Raw genomic sequence first — 24,259 nt, 5'->3', positions numbered from 1 at the left:
ATGAGATTTTCCAGAAAAACTTTAGGTATCCCATATGCTGTCTTCCTGCTGCTATTTGTAGTAGCTCCTCTGCTGGTTTTATTCTTTTACGCATTTACCAACGGACAGGGGCAGTTCACACTTCGGAACCTGACAGACTTTTTTACAGACCCAAACACTTTAGGCACACTGTTTTACAGCTTTGCTCTTGCGCTGACAACAACAGCTTTGTGTCTGATACTTGCCTACCCGACAGCATATATCCTGACTACAGGCAGGCTTAAAAAGAATACAGTGCTCATAATGATCTTTATCATGCCAATGTGGATCAACTTCTCTCTGCGTATTACCGCACTCAAGGAGATCCTGGGCCTTATAGAAGGAAACCTTGCGTTCTACCCGTTCATCAATTCAGTTATAGGTATGACCTATGATTTCCTGCCCTTTATGATACTTCCCATCTATAACACGCTTGCCAAGATGGACGCATCTCTTATTGAAGCAGCCAAAGACCTGGGCGCCAACGACAGACATGCATTTTTGCGGATAACGCTGCCCCTTTCTCTTCCGGGCGTTATAAGCGGTATTTCAATGGTTCTGCTGCCTGCAATGACTAACTATGTGGTACTCGATATGCTGTATAACAGCACATATATCATGGGAAGCCTTATCGGCAGTTACTTCTCTGCCTACAACTGGAACGGCGGCTCTATGATCGCATTGATCCTGCTTGGTATCATATGCATCATCAATATTTTAAATGACGATGACAAGGGTGAAACTACCAGAACAGGAGGTGCACTGCTGTGACCAAAAAGATTATCCGTACCGGGATCCCGATTCTGGTTTTACTGTTTTTATATGTACCGATCCTGATGCTTGCGCTGTACAGTTTTACAGACGCTACCCAGATCGGAGCCATTCGCTCTTTTACACTAAAAAACTATGTGACGCTCTTTACGACATCGGAGCTTCAGACCATGATCCTCGGCACAGTGCTGCTGGCTCTTTCATCAGCACTTCTTGCCACGCTTCTTGGTACCCTCGGAGCTATAGGAGCCTTTTATTCAAACAGAAAAACAGCAGCTGCAATGGATACTGTTAACCAGATTCCTGTCATCAACGCTGATGTAGTAACAGGTTTCTCTCTGTGCATCCTGCTTGTTGTTGTGCTCGGTATCGACAAGGAGAGTTATCTTCCGCTGCTGTTTGGCCACGTAACTCTAAGCGCTCCTTTTGTATATCTTTCAGTCATTCCAAAGCTCAAACAGATGGATTCCAGCCTGTATGAGGCAGCTCTGGATCTGGGTGCCAAGCCCTTCCAGGCTCTCAGAAAAGTCGTCATTCCTCAGATACTTTCAGGTATGATCTCCGGCTTTTCCCTTGCTATCACACTATCGCTGGATGACTATTTCATTGCCACCTATACCAAACCGGCAACCTTTGACACTATCAGTACCTACGTTGTAAACGCCACCAAAGGATCGCAGACCAGCATTAAGACTGCACTGTGGGCTCTATCAACACTGATATTCCTGATAGTCATCATAGTTGTTGTTGTAAGGAATCTGGCATTCGAGCGAAGCGAAAAGAAAGAGGACAGAGTCTGATGAAATCGAAAATTATTGCAGCTTTAATATTGGCAGTCAGTCTTATCACGGCTGACTTCTGCCCGGTATCCGCTGCTTCAGAAAATGAAAAAGCTATAACCCTTCGCATCTGTAACTGGGAAGAATATATAGATCAGGGCGAATGGGACGATGATGAAGTGATAGATCTTGAGAGTGGCGATATTATCGGCAGGAACTCCATGATCGAAGATTTTGAAAACTGGTACTACGAGACCTATGGCACAAGAGTAAAGGTAGAGTATTCCACCTTTGGTACAAATGAAGATCTTTACAACATGCTTACCATCGGAGATGTATATGATCTGGTATGCCCTTCCGAATACATGATCATGAAGCTCATGGCAGATGATATGGTTCAGCCGCTATCTGATGGGTTTTTTGACCCGGAAGTTGAAACCAACTACTACATAAAGGGTGTATCACCATATATCAAAAACATCTTCGAGACTCACGATATAAACGGCGTCACATGGGATCGCTGCGCTGCAGGATATATGTGGGGAATAACAGGTTTTGTTTACAATCCCGAAGCCGTCAGCGAGGAAGACGCTTCAACCTGGAAGCTTCTTGAAAATCCGGCATATCGTCGCCAGGTAACAATAAAAGACAATGTCAGAGATGCATATTTTGCGGCTGTCGGAGCCTTGAAATCAGATCTTCTTACATCCGAAGAATTCAAAAACAGAGCTGACTATAAGGAAGCTCTGCAGGCCGAAATGAACGATGTATCTCCGGAAACAGTAGACAAGGCACAGCACTATCTCCAGCAGATCAAGGATAACCTCTATTCCTTTGAAACAGATTCCGGAAAAGCAGATATGATCACCGGTAAGGTTGTCGCAAACTATCAGTGGTCAGGTGACGCGGTTTACGCCATGGATCAGGCTGAAGAAGACGACTACTACCTTAACTTTGCAGCCCCAAGAGAGTGTACCAATATCTATTTTGACGGATGGGTAATGCTCAAAAAAGGTATCGCTCAGGATCCTTCAAAGCAACAGGCTGCCGAGGCATTTATCAATTTCATATCAAGACCGGACAACGTTATTCGTAACATGTACTATATCGGCTACTCTTCAGTCATCTCAGGCGGAGACGACGGACGTGTATTTGAGTATCTTGATTGGAATTACGGTGCCGAGGATGAAGAAGATGTGACAGAGTATCCCGTCGGATATTTCTTCTCGGGAGATTCTGAAGATGAAGACTATGTTCTGACTGTACCAAAGCAGCAGTTAAAGCGCCAGCTTGCAGCCCAGTATCCTTCTGCAGATGTGATCCGCCGTGCTTCAATTATGGTTTATTTCGACCAGGCACAGAGCGAGATCATCAACCGCATGTGGATACGGGTAAGATGCTTTAATATCCTCTCCGTTCCCGCATGGGCCTGGATCACATTGCTGTTTGTCATTGCTGCCGGTGTGATCTTCTTCCTCAGAAGAAAGGCTGCAAAAGAAAGCATGTACACTTAACCGGCCTTTTCCATTTTTCTTACGGTAAAGAGCATGGTAACAAAGCAGGCAATGCCTCCGATGACATTGCTGATGGGTTCTGCGGCAAATACACCGTCAGTTCCCATGTGAAATAAATATGGAAGTATATAAGTTAAAGGGACCACGATAATTGCTTTTCTGAAAAGGGAAAAGAAAATTGCGTGGCCCTTTCTGCCTAAGGACTTAAATACAACCTGTCCCGAATGCTGAAAGGTCATGAAGATAAAGGTTGAAAAATACAGATTAAATGCCGGTATCGAATCAGCCAGAATTGTCCTGTCGTTACTGAATACCCCTATCACCGCAGCCGGGAACAGGCGGATAAACATCCACACCAGGAAAGTATATCCAAATTCCATAGCCACCATGATGGCAATTGATCTCTTGATCTTATCAAAACGGCGAGCGCCGAAGTTGTAGCTTATTATGGGGGATGTACCCTCAGAAATAGCTAAAATAGGGGTTTCCATCATCTGACGTGCCGAATTTACCATGGTCATGATTGATACGTAGAGATCTCCACCAACGTCCGCCAGAACGCTGTTGCAGGAGACAGAAACCATCGCATTGGTAAACTGCATGATAAATGCCGCACTTCCAAGGCCTACAATTGCTGCAGCCGTCCTGCCGCATCGTCTTATTTCTGCAAAAGACATTATCTTAAGATTGTAAGCACACTTTTTTCCAAAGAAAAATCTAAGAACATATATTGCAGACAATCCCTGTGAGATCACAGTTGCTATAGCTGCTCCTTCCGCCCCCATTCCAAGCAGAAAAATAAAAATCGGATCCAGGATAATATTGGCTGCAGCACCGACGACAATCGTAGTCATACCGGCAACAGCATACCCCTGTGCTGTAATGAAGGGATTCATTCCCGTTGCTATCATCGAAAAAACAGTACCGATAAGATATATCCTGAGGTAAGGGAGTGCATATACCATAGCTGCATCCGAAGTACCGAACAACGTCAGGATCGGTCTTCCAAAAACTTCACCCACAATGATCAGTACAATTCCCGTCACGATCAGTAAAAAGAACGAGGTATTCTGTATCTGCCTCGCTCTCTCATCATTCTTCTGTCCCCTTGCAATTGAAAACAGCGGAGCTCCACCGCTTCCAAACATATTGGTAAAAGCTGTCGTCAGTATCACCAGTGGAAAGCACAGTCCAACCGCCCCCAGTGCCACGGTTCCTATCTCGGGGATTCTGGCAATATATATCCTGTCAACGATATTGTATAAAAGGTTTATTATCTGAGCCACCAGCATTGGAATTGCCGTAGCAAGTATATTTGAAAATGTTCTTCCGTTCTCGAAATCAACTCGTTTCATTTCAGTGCCGCCTTATAGTTTTGCTTTCTTTGCCAGGAAAAGAGATCCCTTTATCCCCTGCTCTCCTCTAAGCAGTGCGGGAACGATATAGCTGTCCATGTCTCTTAATTCGGAAGTATTAAGATAACCGTTCAGATACTCTGCAGTCTTTTTACGAATAATGGGAAAAAGCTTTTCAACATGCATCACGCCTCCTCCAAGTATTATCCGTTTTGGCGAATAGCAGCAGATATACTGCATCAGAGCCTTGCTGATATAGTCCGCTTCAAGCTCCCAAACATCTTCTCTGTCTGTAAGATCAAAACCTTCCTTGCCATAGCGCATCCTTATGGCAGGGCCTGATGCCAGCCCTTCAAAACAGTCACTGTGATACGGACAGCTTCCCTTAAAGTCATCTCCCACGCTTCTTGCAAGCAGAATATGACCGGCCTCGGGATGCAGCATTCCGTGAAGGAGATGACCATCACAGTAGACGCCAACACCAATCCCTGTTCCTATGGTAATGTATATGACGTCACTAAGTCCCTGCCCGTTTCCGAACATAACTTCCCCGATGCATGCTGCATTGACATCCGTATCAACAACAACAGGAATCCCTGTTTCTGCAAAAGCCTCTTTCCAGGAGAATCCTACCCAGTCAAGCTTAGGACTTTTTCCTATCCTGCCGTAATCACTGCTGTTCTTATCAAGGCATACCGGGCCAAAAGCACCGATGCCTACAGAATCTATTTCATATTTTTCGAAAAACTTAAGGATACCGGGAATCGTCTCCTTGGGAGTTTCGGTCTTTATCTCTTTGGTATCAATGATGTTTCCGTTTTCATCGCCCACGGCAACGACCATCTTGGTCCCGCCGGCTTCAATCGCTCCATACATTTTCTCACCCTCCGTCTGAAGAATAGTATAGCAGTGTTGGCAAAAAAAAATAGCCCTAACATGATTGTCATGCTAGTGCCACTTTATTGGGAAATAGTTTTTTGCCGTATTACTGTTCTTTTGACTTTTCATCTGTCTCAATGTTGTTTTCCTGTGCCTTGCTGTCAACATCACACAAAAGAGACGGTGCACATACAACCCCACCAACAGTAATAACCCATGTCTTTGTATTCATATCAAATTCCTCCTCACACATAACGTACAATAAAAATAGTACACCATTTGGTGTACTATTTTTATTAAAAAAGTATTAAAAAATCTTATACGTTTATAAACTTCCTTGTACTGTCACTGAGCTTATTTGTTACCTGGTTGTTATTGTCCATGGCCTCGCCGATCTCCTGGATCTCACCTACAATCTCTGTGGAGTTCGAAGCTGAAAGACTGATTGCCTGAGTGGACTCCTCAACGGAATCGGTAATTGTAATAATGGAATCTGCCATACTGTGCATTGTGTTATCCAGAGAATCTGCTTTTTCCGTGAAGCCTGCGAGAATCTCATTCATGATCTCTGCTGTATTCTCATACTTCTCACCGGTTTCAACAAAAGCCTCATAGTCAGCTATAACCGTACTGTTGATAAAGTCCACAACCTCGATGGCATTGTTTGAAAGATCCTGAACAGCCTTGGTTACGTTTTCACTGATGGTCTGAATGTTTCCGGCTGTCTGTCTGCTGTTGTCTGCAAGTGCGCTGATTTCCTGAGCAACTACCGCAAAGCCCTTACCTGCCTCTCCTGCTCTTGCAGCCTCAATGCTGGCATTAAGTGCAAGAAGGTTTGTCTGAGATGCGATATCAAGGATGACCTTGGTAAGTTCACCGATCTGATTTACCTGCTCACTTTCCTTTACAGACTCATCAAGGGTCTTACTGAGAGCCTCAACTCTTGAACCCGTATTCTCTTTCTTCTGCATAGCCTCGTTCTTGATAGCATCTGCTTCCTTCTGAATCTCACCCGCACGTTCCTTGCCGGATGCCACTTCATCGTTGATGCTTTCTACTGCATCTTTTACGTCATTAAGCTGATCCTTAATTTGAGAAGCTGTGGTAGATACGTTATCCATGCTGGCTGAGAGTTCTTCAAGAGCTGCTGATGTATTGGTAATATTGTCATTGGCTGCTGCGATCTGTGACGTCATCTTGTCTGCAGAATCCGTGAGTATAAGAGTTCCGCTCTTAACATCCTTCATTACACCCTGAAGCGTTCCGATGAAATCATTTATACCGTCTCTGATAAACACAAGCTCATTGCCGGTCTTAACATTTATTCTTGTGGTAAGATCTCCCTTTCCCGCATTGATATCACTGATGATATCCTGTACGGAATCTGAAATCCTGGTAATAACCTTGGTGATCAGGAAGAAGGATACATACAGGTTCAGCAAAAGACATATTATAAATACCACCATGCCGGTAACATTCATGGCTGTTATCTTATCTCTCGACTCTTTCATAAATCCGACAACACTTCCCTGAAGGGTTTCTAAGGATGTATCCAGATCTGAAAACCCTTTCTTTACACCATCCATATTGGTAATATACTCTCCGGTAAGGATGCCTGAAGCAGTCATTCCATCACCACTGGTCATCAAGATATTATATACTTCATCAACATTTGCCATAACAGCTTTAGACGATGCTTCCAGCTGAGCTGTAGCTGTCGTATCGCCATATTGCGCAAATTCATCACCCATAGACTTTACCAGAGTGTTAATCTCATCTTCATAAGTCTTAATGTCATTACCGATTCTTTCCTTGTCAGAATCTCCATAGTATTGCCAAAGTCCGATAGCACTTTGTATTGTGCCGTCCAATTTAGCCATATCTTCCTTAACAATACCTTCTCTCTGAGCGAGATCGGTTACTCCGTTTATAATACTCTGTGCGCTGTCGGACAGTGATGATATTCCACTATTAACAACATAGCTTACCACATTGAAAACGATCAGCATCAGAATATTAAAAAATAATATCTGAACAGGAATCGATTTAAAAAACGGAACCTTTCTCTTTTTAATTTCAGATGAACCAGCCATGATAATTCTCCTTTCAAATAAGCACAGTTTTACTTGTAAATACATTATACAACCTATTTTTTATCTTTTTTTCGTTTAATATTTTTTTAATAAAAGCATAAAAATACAGGTGGCTTAGGGCCACCTGTTCATATATCACTATTTACGGAATCCTGGTTATCAAAACCTCCGCGTCTCCATCAATCTGAAATTCTCCACTGCCTGCTGTTATAAAATATGATTCGCCTTTTTTACACTCGAAGCTGTCACTGCAGCATGTTATACTGCCTTGTCCCCCGATAACTATTATCGAGACAAAAGACCTTTCATCAGCACTTTCCTTAAACGACACATCCGAAGTAACGGCCTCGTGACTTACCACAAAGTGTTCGCAGCTCAGAAGGCACCTGTCTCCCTGCGTATATTTATGCGGCATGACAAGTTCAGTCACATCAAGAGCCTGCCTGATATGAAGAGGTCTTTCCTTGCCATCAGCTCCCACACGACCGTAATCGTAAATCCTGTATGTCACGTTTGAGCTCTGCTGTATCTCTGTCAGGAGGATCCCTCCTCCCAGTGCATGAAGGGTTCCCGGGGTGATCAAAAATACATCTCCCCTTTTGACGTATTCCTTATTCAGTACCTCTTCCAGGGTGTTATCGGAAATTCTTTTCTCAAATTCTTCCTTGCTGATACTCTTACTGAATCCCCTGTAAATATATGCCCCTTCATCAGCGTCGAGAACATACCACATCTCTGTCTTACCATGCTGTCCTTCATGGGTCCTTGCATATTCCTCATCAGGATGAACCTGAATTGAAAGGGGTTTTCTTGAATCGATAAGCTTGATCAGTATAGGGAAATCCTCTTTATCCCTGCAAGCTGTGCCAAGACACTCTTTTCCCAGAACATCTATCAGCTCGTCAAGACTCTTGCCTTCGTACTGCCCGTCAGCAACGATAGACTTACCATCCTCATGGCATGACAGAAGCCAGGCTTCAGCGCATACATCGCCTTCATACTCTATTCCAAAATCCTCCACCAGCTTGTGACCACCCCAAAGGTAATCCTTACAGGCGGGCTTTAATCTGTATATTCCCATCAACCATCTGTTTCCTTTCGACAGATAGTTATTCTATCACAGCTGATGCACCTTAACAAATCTGCCATTTCATCTCTTGATCTTGGCATTGGTGCATCTCGCAGCCATGTAATCCCATACAAACTCATAATCCTCGTCAGCTACATATATCTGATTTTTCTCCAGAAGCTCGTTTGCCCTGATACAGTGCAAACCTTTCTGGCTTATCAACTTCTTTACATTTGCAAAGGTTGAACTGGATGTACTTTTGCTTCCTGCCAGAACTCCGGCACCGGCTGTTGTGAAATTATTGGTTGCAAATCCTGCCATGGCAGTAAGCCAGGCCAGACCTTGTGCCTTCTCAAACTGTTTCTGCATCTGAATATGATCAATGCCCTTGTCATCCATTTCAAACAATACGATGTATTTCCATCCATAGATAGCAGCTACTATCAGATAAGCAATTATGGAAAGTACAAACATTATTCCCGGAACAATGAGAACTCCGGGGGATAACAGATAATCCGTAAACCAGCCGGCAGCATTACCTTCAAACAGCTCGATCAAAAACGAAAACAAAAGCTGAATGAGTATAAGAATGAAAAACAGCTTCCATATAGTCAGAAGTATTATAGGATTAGTTAACATATTCAGTTCATAGATCCATCTGTACTTTCCATCCGGACAAGCATAGATATTCTCCGTTATTTTACGGCCTTTGATCTCTTCCATAGTCTGTGGTCCTTCCTATAAGTTTTTTGTGTAAACAGTGTTCCTATACTAATATGATACTTTATAATTTGCGTTATACATGCCGTGACAGAAATGTGTCATTGACAAATTGAACGGTCACATTTACTCTGATATACTTTTAATATCAGTGAATTTCAAAAGGGTACATCAGGAGGTCACCAGAATGCTTACCGAAAAGCTCAATGAATTGCTGGAAAAGATTGATGCCACAGGAGCTGAAATAGCTAAAAAAGTGGGTTTTGACAGAACGAACATCAGCCGTATCAAAAGCGGCAAGAGGATTCCCCACCCTGACAGTGTCACCGCCGACAAACTGATAAACGGCATATACCTTTTTGCGGATAATAAAAATAACCTGGACAAGCTCTGCTCTGTAATAGATGCTGCCCCCAAAGCTTCCGCAAATGAGATAAAGACCTGCCTGAAAAACTGGCTATACGAAGGCTATGATCCAAATCTCTCAGCCGGATCAAACGGAACTTCAGGCAAAAAACGTTCCACTGCAAAAACTGCCTCCCATCACTTCGCTGAGAGGCTCAACTCCTCCATGCTGCTGGCTGATCTCTCAAACGTACGTCTCAGCAAGCTCATTCACGCCGATGCTTCTCTTATAAGCAGATACAGGAGCGGCGTAAGAACTCCTGTTGCGGACTCAGAGCTTTCCATGCAGATCAGCTCTGTCCTTTTTGACCGAATAATCAAAAGCGGCAATGAAGCTGAGCTTTGTGATCTTATGGGCATTCCCGTTCCGGATCTTGAAGAGGAGCTCTTTACCGGCTGGCTTTACGGAAAAGACGAGCAGGAAGACAACGTACAGGCTGCCGAGAACATTCTAGGAATATTTGACTCTATGCCATCCAGCAAGTCACTGAAGCTCCCTGACATTAAAGATGTTCTTGTAAATGGAGACTTTAGCGATACGTTTTACTATGGTGCTGAAGGCCTTAGAAATGCTGTGCTTCGTTTTCTCTCCACTGCCATTAAGAAAAACGTACCGATCATGTATCTGTACTCTGACATGGATCAGAGCTGGATGACTCAGGACTACGAATTTCTGCTAAAATGGGCAGCTCTGATGTTCGCCAACGTAAAGAACAAAACACATATACGAATAATCCACAATCTCGACCGAAGTCTTGATGAAATGAGTGATGCCATCAGAAGCTGGCTTCCTCTTTATATGTCCGGTATGATCGAATCCTATTACTGCAGAAAGCAGAGGAACCCGAGATTTACACATACCATGTTCCTTATTCCCGGTGTTGCCTGCATAAGGTCATTTCAGGTTTCACCTGTGGATACAGATGCAATATATAACTACTACACCGACGAGCAGAGCCTTTCCATTTTTGAAAAAGAGTATGAGGCGCTCCTTAAGAACTCTTCACCTCTTATTCACCCATTGCCCATGACTTCATTTCCAACGGCTTCAGATATCATCATCAAGAATGTGTTGTCTCTGGCCACAATGCCCGAGGCCCTTGTAAAGAGCCTTAATGACAAGGTGCTCTACGAAAACTGGAAGAATAACAATATGCTTCTGCTTAAAAAGCTTGAGTCCGGGACTTTATATGAATGCATTCCACTGGCTGATGATGAAGCACTCTCAGGAGGTACTGTGCCCATTTCTCCGTTTTTTTCAGGCACTGAGCATTTCTATACGCCGCAGCAGTATTCATTGCACATAAAAAATATCATCGCCCTGTCTGAGAAGTATGAAAACTACCGTTTTTACCCTATCCCCGAGACCCCTTTCAGTAATATTGATCTTCTCATCTCTGACAATTCAACAAAAATAACCCCTGCCTCACAGCAAGGGTTATCATTTGAACTCAATCATCCATCAATGTGCAACGCCTTCAGAGACTATGCCAGAACTTTGATGGAACAAAACAAAACTGACAGAAACACGCTTCGTAAAATGCTTGAAGACAGGTATGACTGATTCTCTTAAGGAGTTGCTCTTATCATTATCACCTTGCCAATTTCGTTGTCACCGTTATACAAAGTGCCCAGTGCATAATCAAATCCATTCTTTGTCACGAAGGTGTTTATCTTGCAGTTAAGATCGGAGTTGACGCTATAGACATCCATAGACGTTCTCTCCTCATCCCAGTCACCATTAAGAGTCATAGTAACCTGGGTATCGTCAGTATGCTGGATCTGATCTCTTTTATCCTCAGGATACTCAAAGCGGGACTTGGTATTGAAAAGAAGTGTCAGCTTATATCCCATGTACTGGACCTCAGTATCTGATATGATGACCCTGCTCATATCATTGCCATCTGTTGTTGTCCTTGCAAGCATCAAAGACTTCCACATTCCGCCAAGACCCCAGAGCTCATTATAAGCAGTACCGTCTTCCGGAAATCCGTCATTAAAATACCAGTCAAAGTCCTGAATAACCACGTCCTGCTCAGGGCCGCTGATGCTGGGCACCTTTGAACCTGCTGCCGGCTTTGATTCAGCACTTGCACTGTCAGCATCAGTTTTTTCTGCTGCCGGCTCCGGCTGCGCTGTTTCTTCTGCCTGAGCTTCAGGCTTCGTTTCTTCCACCGACTGCGCGGCACTCTCCTGGACAACCTCAGAAACCACTTCAGCTTCCTGGTTGTCTGCCTTATCGCCTTTACCTCCGATGATCCCACTCTTTTTAGCCATAATGACAGCTATCACAATAACTACTACGGCCAGCACTCCTCCTATAGCCGCTATTAAAGTCTTACCATTGCCAGAAAACCCAGCTTTCTCAGAAGGCGTAGCAGCCGAGCTTGTCGACTGAGGCTGTATGCTTTCATTCGTTGCAAACTGCTGCTGTGGCTGCGGATTGACAATAGGCGGCGGTGGCACCGGAGCCTTCGGAACCATCTTCACTTCCGGCTCCTTGGCCTGCACGTCTTTAGTTATCTTTGCTCCACATTCTTCACAGAATGTGCTGTCATCCGGTATCTTTGCTCCACAAGTTTCACAATACATAGATGCTCCTTTTCCGTTCAAAGTCCTTAAACAAGACAATTCGCCATAAGTTCAGTATAAGCATACTTATCGATACCATACTGAGTCCTTAAAATATGGAAGAATTCTCCGGGACTTAATGTATCACCAACCTTAAGTGCCAGGGCATGTATTTCTCTTGCATTAGCCGAGAAGGAATCAGCCATTCCCTGGGACATCTTATAGGCATTACGTGGCATTGAAGTCTTGGTTGTCTGTTTTGTAATCTGCCTGGTTCCCTCTACATAGCAGGCAATAGCATCATATTTCAGCTCCTGCGCTTCTTTCATCATAGCTGACTGTTCTGCTCCAAACAACGTTCTTGCCTTAGCCTCCTTTTCTGCAGCACTGGCAAGCATGTTATCTCCCTTCTTGTACCATTCATTGCCCTTATGTGCAAATGCTTTTCTGTTAAGTTCCAACAGCTTCAGGTCACGGTTGAACTCATTAGGATTTATCATACCGTCAAGATCAGCATAGGCCTCCAGATTTACCTCAATTTTCTGACCTTTATGATGTACAGGCTCTACATAGGTAACATCAAACTTATCAGCCATATCTCTTGCAACTTCTAATGATGGAGGATCAACTCCGTATATCTCCTTGTACAGATTCTTGGACAGCGCATCCTGACCGATATCCTGATCTATTACAAGGAAATTCTTCGAAGCTTTAGGATTTGAATAGCATATTTCTGTTACAGTTACATCCCAATCCTCCGGTACAGTCTTTCCTGCCAGAACATCAGCGTCACTGTTTGAGGTCGCACTCTGGATATAGAGCTCATTTCTCTTTTTACCTGTCTCCCGGGCTATATCATCCAGCATCTTTTCTGAAACTTTAGCCTTAACCTTATTTCTGTATCGATTGAACTCATATCGCATATCTATGCCAGCGGCTCCATCATAATTCTTGAGCTGCTTAAGGGCATTCTTATCTCTCCATACTTCCTTGCAGATCTGCTCATACTCAGCCTTTGCTTCCCAGTATCCGCCTCCGGTACCTTTGGCTTTGCTCATCTTCTGCTGTGCTTTCCAGAGCTTGCGGACTTTGTTCATACCTCGCTGCCTTGCAAGATCATACAATACTTCATCAGCCGCTTCTTGTGCACTCTTAAGCTCCGGACCCTTACCCTGCCTGCGCTCTGCAATGGTGGTCTGAGCTTTTTTCTCTGCAGCAGCATTAAGCTGATCATTCCTCTCCATCGACTCTTTTGCGGACTTTGCCGATGTATTGAAGAAGTTTCCGACACTGTCCATGGTATCCGAAGCCAGCTTGTAGGTCTTACTCTTGGCTTTCAGTCCTTCATCAAGGTTTTTAATGGTTGACTTGTATTTCTCAGCTATGGTGCCAAGAAGGTCGAAGTCCTGTCCCTTTACTGCCTTGCCGGCAAGATTGAGCGCAGCGCCTCCAAGTTTTAGAGCACCGCTGAACAAAAGGCCCTGCAGTTCTGACTTGGCGTACTCTTGAACTCCCAGTTTAATTCCGTCCCAGAAGCCGAATTCATCATCACCCTTGCAGGCAAAGACAGCCTGTTTCATCTTTTCACCGATTTCCATGGCAAAGAAGAGCTGTTCTGAATAGCCTGCTGTGCATATACCCAGCGCAATTCTTCCAAGCATTCCTCCATTATCACGCATACCCTCAAGGAAAGCATAAGCTGCTGCAAGATCATCAGCCAAAGTAAGTCCCTGGGCTCTTCCTCTTGCACCGGTATGTTCTCCCTTAAGGAACTTCGTCCATACTTCCATGACAGTATTTATCTGGGTATTGTCAAACCCAAATCTCTTGTCATAGCCATTCAGCATGCGATTGATCATATTTCTGAGCGAATACAGATGATACATGTAGCTGTCGTATATTCTGGTTTCTATGCTTAACAGCATTTCCTTGACATGCTTATCCCATTGCTCGTACTGAGCCTCATCTGCTGCATTCTCATACTGCCTGAACGGCATACTGTGCAGAAGGATTTTCTTTGTAACATCGTACTGAACCTCATCATAAACTGCCCTTACAGTCAGTTCAGCCTTCATACGTGTAGGCGGATCAAGCGCTCCCTTTGTGCTGCATAGTTTGATGGTTCTGGCGCCATGTTCATCAACCTCTTTTGTCGGGAATGCACATATCCCAAGATTCTCAACCAGTGTGTAATGTTTTTCCTCTGCCTTTCCCCTGTGAGCGTATTTGCCGCTGTTCTCAACCGTAGTAGGGATTACCACGCACTCTCTATCCGGCACGACAGCTATGCGCTCGATAATCTTCTTCTCTTCATTCCAGTGAAGAAGGAAAATCTTACCTATCGTTGTACATGGCTCAATTTCATCTGCACGGGCAGTTTCAGATTTCACTTCATTAATTGTCGCGCTCGTTGCAGTCTGCATAGCATGCACTCCCGGAGCGATCAGCGCGCTTGCTGGATTGAGTCCTACAGCACCTGAAACTGACAGGTTCCAGCCAAGTTCAGAACCAACTGCACGCTTGGCAGCTCTTCCCTCGTGTCCTTCCTTGATCTTCAGATAGCACCCTATGGCAGCACCTTCAAGTATGAGCACCAGTCCCATATGGATTCTCATTATCTTGAAGTTTTCTTCCAGAGTCTTTTTACTATCCTGTGCCTTTACCTTGAGAGTATATTCCTCTGTAGTACCTGCCTCTTCCTTGTCATCAGCAAGAACGTCCTTGATGATCGCATAGTAAAGACGTTTTTCCTCTTTATCCTGCTCCAGTGAAACAGTATATACTGTCTTTCCTTTCTTCTTATCCTCTATTGTGGCCGTTACATCCACTTTTTCGCTCATTCCGATAACACCAAACGGAAGTCTCGCCTCTTTTTCGTAATGAGCAGGAAGTCCAAGATTCTCCTGGGCAAAATTGATACCAGGATTTACAAGATCGAATACCACATGGCGAATATAGGTGCCACCCTCTCCTACAAACTTGAAGCTGACTTCACCCTGTTCCATGGTATTATCTTCCGGCACTTCAACCATAGCCGCTTTATATCCGTTGGATGTCATTCCGCAGTCAGTTACTTTCAGTACTCCATCACCTGAGAAAGCAACTATCTTGGAAGTAAGGTCATCTCTTTCCTTCTCCCATTTCTGTGGAGTAACCTCCATAATGCGCGCATATACGTACTTTGGATCTTCACCCTTTTGCAGAGTGTTTCCAAAGTCCTTATTTATATACATCTTAAACTGTGACTTTTCCTTTGTTTCTTCCTCAAAAGTATCAGCCACAGCTGCGTTCTTTTTAACCTTCTTTTTATTTTTCTTTTTCTTCTTCCTTGCAAGCGCGCCAGCGCCAAGAAGAGCTGCTCCGCCTCCAATGATCGCCCCTTCAGGATCAGGAGTTGGCACACCATCGCCGAATATATCCTCATTGATCCATGTTCCCTCATCCTCTCCGGGATTTTTATCGGCTTCGGTATAATCTTCCTGGAATATTCCATGATTGTCATCAGTCTCTTCAACTACAGCACTCTCTTCAGGCATCTCAAGATGGTAGACATACCTGGTGAGCATAATAGATCCCTTATCTATATCCATAGTATTGTCACAAGCCGTGATTACCAATATTGTGTTTGAAAGATCATAGGTTGCCTCACTAAGATCTGGGATTCCATTGCCAGTCCGAAGATCGGGATAGAGAACAATGTCAGCATTGACCTTCTCCGCATGATGGACAACACCGTCTGCATCCGTATAGTCGTACTGATCAGAGATCAAGATAATATAGTCTTCGTAATTCCAACCTTCCCTGCTACTAACTGTCTCCAGTTCATTTCTTTCCGCTGTATCTTCCAGCCTTATCCAAAACCTCACACCGCTGGTATTAAGTCCAAAATTGCTGGCTGAATAATGTAAGTTAATACCTACCTCCGACTCCTTGCCCACAGGTATCCTGTCAGGTATTCCGCTCCATGAGCAGGAATTATGAAACTCATCTACTTCTTTTCCATCATCATCATACTCTACGAGATTGTATTCATACCCTCCATCACTGCCATAGACATTGAGCTGGGCGATAAAACCGTCGGAATCGGGATACTGTCCATCCACAGCTCCCAGACCTGTGTTTTCCGTATGATCATAGACCCAATATCTCTTTCCGTCAGAAGGCTTCTTCTCCTCTACAGGCTTAGCTTCTTTAGCCTGACCATCAACCCATTTGTAGTAATAATATGTGGTTATCGCATCCTCACCTCTTGCATGGCTGAAGTTAACGGATATCCACATAGTGCCTCCGCTATTTCCTTCAGGCACAGTTGCCGTAAGGACATTGTCACCACTCATGGCATACAGATGTCCACCATATCCGTAATAATCATTTTCTTCCCAGCTTCTGTCTACGCCAAAATATTTCTCCTGCTCGCTATTATAAAAATGCTTCCAGGCGTTATAATCAGACCCAAAACCTATATCCGCATTGATGGTACAGGTATAAGCAGTAAGGCTGTCAGTGTACTGTGTGCCTGATACTGAAGGATATACAGCAATTTCAATCTCTTCACCCGGTACCAATGTTGTCATCGGGGGTTCTGAAACATTTATTGAAATATCAACAGATTCGCCCTTGCAACTAGTTTCATGCTCATTACTATCGTGGTAATTTGTCACATAATCCTTAGTACACTCCGCATGGCACTGATATGATCCATGTCCGCCTGACATTACGGAATCCTCAAAGTTACTCCTGGGACCCTCAACCTCGGAGCGATCAAATTGCCAGTAACCATCTCCTTCCGCATTTGCCTTTACCGGGAAAAGAGCTGTCGACATCACTATAAAGGACAGCAGCATCATAAATGCTCCGGACAGAGCACATATTCTTTTTATGATGGTATTTCTCATTTTTCTATGCATAGGCTGATCTCCTATTGTATGGTCAAGCTGAAATCGCAGCGAATAGAGTTATCAGTAGGAATCCAAAAGAAAGTCCCGTCAGCAGGCTGTTTGCCTTTCCGTCCTGCGCCATTCTTATACCATCTATCTTTTTGGAAGTAAGGGATTCTGCGATATCATAAAGCATTCCGGATCTTCCCCCAAGAGCTTCAAACGATAGTAATGCTCCTGATATTCCTGCCATTGATGTTGTGATATCAGCTGCATCGAACCCTACAAAAGAAAAGTAACCAATTATTCCTGTAAAGAAACCAGCGATCAATGCCAGGATGCTTTTTTTGCCACTGGTACGTGTAAACGCAGCCCCAAGTCCCTTAAATACTCTGGGTATTCCACCTGTAAAAAACGAACAGAGCGTCACGCCGACAACTGATTTTCCAACAATTCCTCCAAGAGTCCAAAGACCATCTCTGTCAAAACCACCCTTGGCAAAAGTCAGCCAGGAAAGGAATTTTACCAGTGCAGAGCTCGAATCTCTCATGGAACCAAGCACTATCCAGACCAGCGCCATAAGTACTGCAAGGATCAGATATTTGGGCTTGATGATAAGACTTAAAGAACCACCAAGGGTGGACATGATACTGCCACCTATTGTGGAAAACGCAGATTTTATCTCTGGCACCTCTGTGACATCCCCGATGATCTGAGCACCACCATTCATAGCTGCTGCCACAGGCCTTTTAACTACAGACTCAGTGAAGAACTCCATTACTGCAGTTTCTCCTGGCTGTGATGAAGCATGGACCTTTGACGGATCAGGCACAGAAGCTGCGACAGCTTCAGGCGCAGGTGTCTCCTTCTTCTGCATCTGAGGTGTAGCTGCATCTTTCTGCTCACCCACCTTGTATCCACAATGACGGCAGAACTTTGCTGTAACTGCCATTTCATTTCCACACTGAGGACAGTGCTTGACACTGATTACAGACTCTGGATCAACTTGAGGCAAAACCTCAAACTGATATCCGCAATTGCCACAGAACTTTGCGCTCTTGCTTACCTTAGCCCCACAGTTTTTACAGAATTTAATTTCAGCATCCATATCCATTCCTCACTAAAGCTATCCATCGCATCAGTATACAGACTACTGTTTTGTAAAAATAACATTCATTATTTTTCCATCTTCCCTGAAGAACATCGGTATTCTCTCAGGTGTGACATGATTAGTTCCTTTTGTCACGGTTACTCCGTCCTCACCTATAAGTGCCATATCAACCACTACTGATGTATCAGCAGTGCTAAGTCTTAGTTCATGCGCCACATCGTAGCGGCAGTCAACGCTTCCTCCTGGTGGAAGGTCACCTGATAAAAATACATAAGTCAGTTCCTGCTTTCCTTCCGGAAGTCCGAGAAGAGCAGATAACTCACTGTCAAAGTCTGTAGTTACGCTCTTGCCATCGCCGTTAAATTCCATGGTTCCATGATCAGATACAAATAATCCGTTATGGGGATCAGGCGCCGGTGTGTCAGGCTCATAAGGCATATTGGGCGTACCTCCCACAAATCCGCATCCGGCGGTGAATATCATGACTAAAAGAAAAGCAATTACTATATAGGCACCTTTTCGTCTGTTTAGATTTCTTTTCATATATGCAGCCCTCCAATGTCAGATCATTCTATAGTGTATTCATCTGTGCATCCAAGACCGGAAACTATGATCGTCTTCTGATCTTTTGAAACAGACATCAGATATCCCTCATAAAATTCATCCGGATATTCCAACAGATATGTACTGTGGCCCAGTGGCATCACGTTGTACTCCTCTTTTGCCCCAAAACTGTATGTCTTTGTTGCTATAGCATAATGAGAATCATCCGAATAGTTCATGATCTCAATCACAAATACCGGGTCATGGCCATATGTTTTGCCACTAAGTGGTTCCACATCATCCTGTCGCTGCTTTTCCTTCCTGACCCAGTAGCCCTCATCTCCTACATAGAAGCCATCTGCGGTATAGTTATTCTTCATAAGACATCCGGTAAAGTCCACATAGTAATACTTGCCATCATCCTCAACCCAGACGTTCTTTGCTTCATTCCCGTCAGCCATGGTGTATATCTTCTCGCCGGACTCCAGGATATCCCAGCTTCCGCCCGATATCGCATAAGTCGCAGGATTATACTCGTTCTCATCCTCCTTCCCTGCATCTCCCATCAGGAAAAGAGCTACATCCTCCTCGCTGGCAATCTTTGAAACCTCTGCTGTGCTCTGTTCTATGACAGAGGCCTGCTCTGTTGCCGAAGCCTCTTCCTTTTCAGGCTCTTTTGGATTTTTCTCTCCACGCGAAGAAGAGCATCCCCCTATAATAAGGATGATGCTTAGAAAAATAGTAATAACCCGAGCCTTTACCTGGAATGATGACATGCCTCGCATAGCAAAACCTCCAAAGTCGAATTAACTCAATGATTTAGTTGATGGAACGGCAAAACATACACTTATTAATATTTTACCAACACTTATGCACAAAAAAGGTGTGACGTACACTTTGTCATTGACAAAGCATATGTCACACCTTTGCTTTACGCTATGGCGTCTTTCATACTCTTTACATATTCCCCGACATACCTGGGAGAATCTTTTCCGTACTTCTCTATTATCTTGATTATGGCGCTGCCGACGATGGCACCGTCGGAAATGTCGGCCATCTTTTTGGCCTGCTCGGGTTTGGATATTCCAAAACCGATGGCGCAAGGCACTTCAGAACTTGTTCTGATGGCCTTTACGATGCTTTCCAGATCCGTTTTGATCTCACTTCTGGTTCCTGTTACTCCGAGGCTGGAAACGACGTATATGAAGCCCTCAGCGTCTTTTGCAATCTGTGAGATCCTGTTCTCGGAGGTAGGCGCGATCAGGGAAATCAGATCAACTCCGTATTTAGCACATACCGGATGGAACTCTTCCTTTTCCTCATAGGGAAGATCCGGAAGGATAAGCCCGTCGATTCCGATCTCGCTGCAGGTTTTGATGAATCTCTCTGCTCCGTAGGAGAAAACCACGTTGGCGTAAGTCATGAATACCATCGGTATCGTTACATCTTTCCTCAGCTCTTTTACCATATCGAATATTTTGTCTGTGGTAACACCTCCTGTCAGGGCGCGGAGATTAGCCCCCTGAATTGTAGGTCCTTCAGCTGTAGGATCCGAGAAAGGTATTCCAAGCTCTATAAGATCTGCTCCATTTTCAGCAGCTTCTTTTACTACTCTTATCGTAGTCTCAAGGTCCGGATCACCACAGGTTATGAATGCAATAAATGCCTTACCGTTTTCAAATGCTTTTCTTATATTACTCATTGATATTCTCCCCTCTGTACCTTGCAATGGCTGCGCAATCCTTGTCGCCTCTGCCCGAAACAGTTATTACTATGATCTTGTCTTTATCCATAGCAGGTGCTATTTTCATGGCATGTGCCAGCGCATGGGATGACTCTATGGCCGGTATGATACCCTCTGTTCTTGAAAGATACTCAAAGGCATTAACTGCCTCGTCATCAGTTACAGGTACGTACTGCGCTCTTCCTATGTCGTGAAGATAAGCGTGCTCCGGTCCTATTCCGGGATAATCAAGTCCTGCGGAAATTGAATAAACAGGTGCTATCTGTCCGTATTCATCCTGGCAGAAATATGACTTCATTCCGTGGAAGATTCCAAGCTTACCTGTTGCAATGGTAGCTGCTGTTTCAAAGGTATCAACGCCTCTTCCGGCAGCTTCACAGCCAATCAGCTGAACGCCTTCATCCTCAATGAAATTATAGAAGGTACCTATTGCGTTTGAGCCGCCTCCTACACATGCCATTACAACGTCCGGAAGTCGTCCTTCCTTCTCCATTATCTGCTGCTTGATCTCTTTGGAGATAACAGCCTGAAAGTCCCTTACGATGGTCGGGAACGGATGTGGTCCCATGACACTTCCCAGGCAGTAGTGTGTATCGCTTATCCTTGATGTCCATTCTCTCATTGCCTCCGATACTGCATCTTTTAAAGTTGCTGTTCCTGTTGTGACCGGTACTACTTCTGCCCCTAAAAGCTTCATCTTATAAACATTGAGCGCCTGTCTTTTGGTGTCCTCTTCTCCCATGAAAACAACGCACTCCATGCCCATCAGAGCAGCAGCCGTAGCTGTTGCAACTCCGTGCTGTCCTGCACCTGTCTCTGCGATAAGCCTTGTCTTACCCATCTTCTTGGCAAGAAGCGCCTGACCAAGTACATTGTTTATCTTGTGAGCTCCTGTGTGGTTAAGATCTTCTCTCTTCAGATATATCTTGGCTCCGCCCAGGTCTTTAGTCATCTTCTCAGCATAGTACAGCCTTGAAGGCCTTCCGGCGTAGTCATTAAAAAGAGTCTGAAGCTCTTTATTAAACTCAGGATCGTCCTTGTAGTGGTTGTAAGCCTCTTCCAGCTCTATGACCGCATTCATAAGTGTTTCCGGTATATACTGACCACCATGGATTCCAAATCTTCCGTTCTGATTACTCATAATAATTCTCCCATAAACTTACTCATTTTCTCAGGGTCCTTAAGACCATCAGTCTCAATTCCCGAACTGACATCCACTGCATAAGGCTTTAGCTTTTTAACCGCATCCGCCACGTTTTCAGGTCCAAGACCTCCTGCCAGAAAGTACGGCTTGTCAAACCCGGCTTCGGCAATCAGTTCCCAGTTAAAGGTCTGTCCTGTACCCTTCCCCGAATCCAGCAGCAGATAATCTGCGCTGCTCTGTTTTGCTTTTTCCAGATCCTCTTTGCTTTTGATAACAAACGCTTTGATAACACATGCTCCATCCGCCAGAGATCTTAATCTTGAGATATACTCCTCATCCTCATGTCCGTGAAGCTGCGCAATATCAATAACGCCATCTGTTAAAAGAGCTGCAACCCTGTCCGGGACTTCGTCGACAAAAACTCCAACCTTCTTTATATCCGGCAAAAGAGCTTTTCCAAGATTTATCGCTTCATCCCTGGATACGTTTCGAGAGCTCTTTTCCCAAAACACAAACCCTGCATAATCAGGCCTAAGCTCATTGGCTGCCCGGATATCATCTATTCTTTTTAGTCCACAAAACTTAACCTTGGCTTTTTTCACAAAAGACTCTTAAGCTCCTTTAATTTTATGCTCTTGTCCGCTGCTCTCATGAGTGTTTCTCCCACAAGAACCGCATCGGCTCCCATGTCCTTTATTGCTTTGACATCCTCAGGCTCCTTAACTCCCGACTCTGACACAAATAAAATATCATTCGGTATTAGTGCCCGCAGCCTCTTGCTGTTCTCCGTATCCACCGAGAAGTCCTTGAGGTTTCTGTTGTTTACACCGATGATCCGGGCACCTGAATTTATTGCCTTTTTGACCTCTTCTTCATCATGTGCTTCAACAAGAGCCGACAGCCCAAGCCCGTCACAGATATTTATATATCTCTTTATCTCCTCTTCAGAGAGTATCGCACATATGAGAAGAACCGCCGATGCGCCTAAAACAGCAGCCTCATGGATCATATACTCGTCTACAACAAAGTCTTTTCTAAGGCAGGGAATATTCACAGCAGAGCTTATTTCTGAGAGGTACTCATCTCTTCCCAGAAACCACTTCGGCTCTGTAAGCACCGATATGGCATCTGCTCCCGCCTTCTCATAATCCGTGGCAATATCAAGATAAGGAAACTGCTCAGCTATTATACCTTTTGACGGAGAAGCCTTTTTGCATTCACAGATGAATGACAGCTCGTCCTTCCTTAAAGCCTCTTCAAATGCAAAATCCTTTTTAGGAAACATTGCAGCTTCAAATCTGATAGCTTCGATGCTCTTTATTTCTTTTTGTTTTTCAACTCTTAATCTTGCGTAATCGGCAATTTCATCTAAAATTGTCATCTGTTACTAACCTCGATTATCTTCTCAAGTGTTTCTGTTGCCTTTCCTGAACTGATCAGTTCCTCTGCAAGCTTAACTCCGTCCTTAAAGGACTCAGCCTTTCCTGCTATGTAAAGAGATGCACCTGCATTTAAGAGAACTGCATTTGTCTTAGGTCCCTTGGCTCCTGCAAGGATATCCCTTGTTATTTTTGCGTTTTCTTCAGGTGTTCCGCCCACAAGTTCCTCCTTTGAGCAACGCTCAAAGCCGAAATCTTCGGGCTTTATGATATATGTTTTGTACCATCCGTCATTGATCTCACAAACCTTGGTCTCGCAGCTCATTGAGATCTCATCAAGCTTGTCCATTCCGTAGACAACCATTCCTCTCTTTACTCCGAGGTTTACCAGAACCTGTGCCAAAGGCTCTACCAGATACTCATCATAAACACCAAGAAGCTGCATCTTGGGTGAACCCGGGTTTGTAAGAGGTCCAAGGATATTGAACACGGTTCTGAATCCAAGTTCCTTTCTGATAGCTCCTACGTACTTCATGGATGTGTGGTACTTCTGTGCAAAGAAGAAACACATTCCGGCCTCATTTAAAAGTTCAGTGCACTTATCCGGATCCTGCTGGATATTGACTCCAAGAGCCTCCAGGCAGTCAGCTGTTCCGCATTTACTTGATGCTGCCCTGTTTCCATGCTTGGCAACCTTCACTCCGCCTGCAGCAGCAACAATAGCAGATGTTGTTGAAATGTTAAAGCTGTGAGCGTTGTCTCCACCGGTTCCTACTATCTCAAATATATCCATACCGGTATCAACCTTGGTGGCATGATCCCTCATGGCTGCTGCACAGCCGGCGATCTCGTCTGTTGTCTCCGCTCTTGCGCTCTTTGTGGAAAGAGCTGCCAGAAATGCAGCGTTCTGAGTCTGGCTGGTCTCTCCACTCATGATCTCATTCATCACCTGATAGGCTTCATCATAGGTGAGATCTTCCTTGTTTACGATTTTTACGATTGCTTCTTTGATCATTTCGTCATCCTCCTTTTTTGGGCCTGCCAAAGACCTTTGTGCAAAAGAAAAGTCCTTGACAGAATTTCTGTTCTGTCAAGGACGAATATACTTAATCCGCGGTGCCACCTTGAATTTGCGACTATTGTCGCACCCTTAAGAGATACTAACATATCCCCGACAACTGACGTATGTCTTCACGTCGCAGAATACTAAGCCTTAAACACTGTTCACTGCGCCCTCTGTGGTCCATTTGATAACTTGTTTCCTACCCGTTCTCAGCTCCTCGGGCT

Annotated in this window: 20 protein-coding genes; 4 read left to right on the top strand and 16 right to left on the bottom strand. The window is 44.4% G+C overall.

Translation table 11 applies throughout. The features are described 5' to 3' along the window. Genes G590_RS0113235 through G590_RS0113225 form a run of 3 tightly spaced genes read left to right on the top strand, consistent with a single transcriptional unit; the run spans position 1 to position 3,082 of the window. Positions 1-789, top strand: coding sequence for an ABC transporter permease (locus tag G590_RS0113235; RefSeq protein ID WP_022766146.1), 789 nt, complete (start codon positions 1-3; stop codon positions 787-789). After that, positions 786-1,589 (top strand): ABC transporter permease, encoded by an 804-nt coding sequence (locus G590_RS0113230; protein ID WP_022766145.1) that lies wholly within the window; start codon positions 786-788, stop codon positions 1,587-1,589. Before G590_RS0113235 ends, G590_RS0113230 begins: the two co-directional genes overlap by 4 nt. Next, positions 1,589-3,082: an extracellular solute-binding protein gene (locus G590_RS0113225; protein ID WP_022766144.1), complete on the top strand. Its 1,494-nt coding sequence runs from the start codon at positions 1,589-1,591 to the stop codon at positions 3,080-3,082. Before G590_RS0113230 ends, G590_RS0113225 begins: the two co-directional genes overlap by 1 nt. Here the strand turns inward: G590_RS0113225 and G590_RS0113220 are convergent. The 6 genes from G590_RS0113220 to G590_RS0113195 form a co-directional block, all read right to left on the bottom strand. Beyond that, the gene (locus G590_RS0113220; RefSeq protein WP_022766143.1) at positions 3,079-4,437 is read right to left on the bottom strand and encodes an MATE family efflux transporter; all 1,359 of its coding nucleotides are present in this window, start codon (positions 4,435-4,437) and stop codon (positions 3,079-3,081) included. The genes G590_RS0113225 and G590_RS0113220 overlap by 4 nt on opposite strands. A gap of 12 nt (positions 4,438-4,449) precedes the next feature. After that, a complete protein-coding gene (locus tag G590_RS0113215; RefSeq protein ID WP_022766142.1) occupies positions 4,450-5,313 on the bottom strand; it encodes an ROK family protein in 864 nt (287 codons plus the stop codon). Positions 5,314-5,422: 109 nt separating this feature from the next. Further along, positions 5,423-5,548 carry a hypothetical protein gene (locus tag G590_RS21765; protein ID WP_022766141.1) on the bottom strand — a complete coding sequence of 42 codons (126 nt, stop codon included), beginning with the start codon at positions 5,546-5,548 and terminating at the stop codon, positions 5,423-5,425. Positions 5,549-5,633: 85 nt separating this feature from the next. Continuing rightward, positions 5,634-7,409, bottom strand: a complete 1,776-nt coding sequence (locus G590_RS0113205) for a methyl-accepting chemotaxis protein (protein WP_022766140.1) — start codon at positions 7,407-7,409, stop codon at positions 5,634-5,636. A 142-nt stretch (positions 7,410-7,551) separates the two neighbouring features. Continuing rightward, positions 7,552-8,490: a type I phosphomannose isomerase catalytic subunit gene (locus tag G590_RS0113200; protein WP_022766139.1), complete on the bottom strand. Its 939-nt coding sequence runs from the start codon at positions 8,488-8,490 to the stop codon at positions 7,552-7,554. Between the two features lie 69 nt (positions 8,491-8,559). Next, positions 8,560-9,201 (bottom strand): hypothetical protein, encoded by a 642-nt coding sequence (locus tag G590_RS0113195; RefSeq protein WP_022766138.1) that lies wholly within the window; start codon positions 9,199-9,201, stop codon positions 8,560-8,562. A gap of 184 nt (positions 9,202-9,385) precedes the next feature. Here G590_RS0113195 and G590_RS0113190 point away from each other — a divergent pair, with 184 nt between their 5' ends. Beyond that, the gene (locus tag G590_RS0113190; RefSeq protein WP_022766137.1) at positions 9,386-11,167 is read left to right on the top strand and encodes a helix-turn-helix domain-containing protein; all 1,782 of its coding nucleotides are present in this window, start codon (positions 9,386-9,388) and stop codon (positions 11,165-11,167) included. A 5-nt stretch (positions 11,168-11,172) separates the two neighbouring features. Here G590_RS0113190 and G590_RS0113185 read toward each other — a convergent pair whose 3' ends face one another. The 10 genes from G590_RS0113185 to trpD form a co-directional block, all read right to left on the bottom strand. Next, positions 11,173-12,195 (bottom strand): zinc-ribbon domain-containing protein, encoded by a 1,023-nt coding sequence (locus G590_RS0113185; RefSeq protein WP_022766136.1) that lies wholly within the window; start codon positions 12,193-12,195, stop codon positions 11,173-11,175. Positions 12,196-12,221: 26 nt separating this feature from the next. Then, the gene (locus G590_RS0113180; RefSeq protein WP_022766135.1) at positions 12,222-17,081 is read right to left on the bottom strand and encodes a hypothetical protein; all 4,860 of its coding nucleotides are present in this window, start codon (positions 17,079-17,081) and stop codon (positions 12,222-12,224) included. A 22-nt stretch (positions 17,082-17,103) separates the two neighbouring features. After that, a complete protein-coding gene (locus tag G590_RS0113175) occupies positions 17,104-18,159 on the bottom strand; it encodes a zinc ribbon domain-containing protein (protein ID WP_022766134.1) in 1,056 nt (351 codons plus the stop codon). A gap of 42 nt (positions 18,160-18,201) precedes the next feature. Next, positions 18,202-18,705, bottom strand: a complete 504-nt coding sequence (locus tag G590_RS0113170; RefSeq protein ID WP_022766133.1) for a hypothetical protein — start codon at positions 18,703-18,705, stop codon at positions 18,202-18,204. Between the two features lie 23 nt (positions 18,706-18,728). Then, a complete protein-coding gene (locus tag G590_RS19555) occupies positions 18,729-19,490 on the bottom strand; it encodes a hypothetical protein (protein WP_022766132.1) in 762 nt (253 codons plus the stop codon). A 146-nt stretch (positions 19,491-19,636) separates the two neighbouring features. Further along, entirely contained in the window at positions 19,637-20,407 is a 771-nt protein-coding gene (gene trpA / locus G590_RS0113160) for a tryptophan synthase subunit alpha (protein ID WP_022766131.1), read from the bottom strand. Continuing rightward, entirely contained in the window at positions 20,400-21,590 is a 1,191-nt protein-coding gene (trpB, locus tag G590_RS0113155; RefSeq protein ID WP_026494146.1) for a tryptophan synthase subunit beta, read from the bottom strand. Before trpB ends, trpA begins: the two co-directional genes overlap by 8 nt. After that, positions 21,587-22,195, bottom strand: a complete 609-nt coding sequence (locus G590_RS0113150; protein WP_026494145.1) for a phosphoribosylanthranilate isomerase — start codon at positions 22,193-22,195, stop codon at positions 21,587-21,589. The genes trpB and G590_RS0113150 overlap by 4 nt, the downstream gene beginning before the upstream one ends. Then, on the bottom strand, positions 22,192-22,974 hold the full coding sequence (gene trpC / locus G590_RS0113145) for an indole-3-glycerol phosphate synthase TrpC (RefSeq protein WP_022766130.1): 783 nt from the start codon (positions 22,972-22,974) through the stop codon (positions 22,192-22,194). The genes G590_RS0113150 and trpC overlap by 4 nt, the downstream gene beginning before the upstream one ends. Continuing rightward, positions 22,971-23,987 carry an anthranilate phosphoribosyltransferase gene (trpD, locus tag G590_RS0113140; protein ID WP_022766129.1) on the bottom strand — a complete coding sequence of 339 codons (1,017 nt, stop codon included), beginning with the start codon at positions 23,985-23,987 and terminating at the stop codon, positions 22,971-22,973. Before trpD ends, trpC begins: the two co-directional genes overlap by 4 nt. Positions 23,988-24,259: the final 272 nt, after the last annotated feature.

This window comes from Butyrivibrio sp. XPD2006, assembly GCF_000420865.1.
In the GTDB taxonomy this organism is placed as follows: Bacteria; Bacillota; Clostridia; order Lachnospirales; family Lachnospiraceae; genus Butyrivibrio.
Note: the sequence above shows the minus strand (reverse complement) of the source record. Positions and strands in the feature narration are given on the sequence as shown.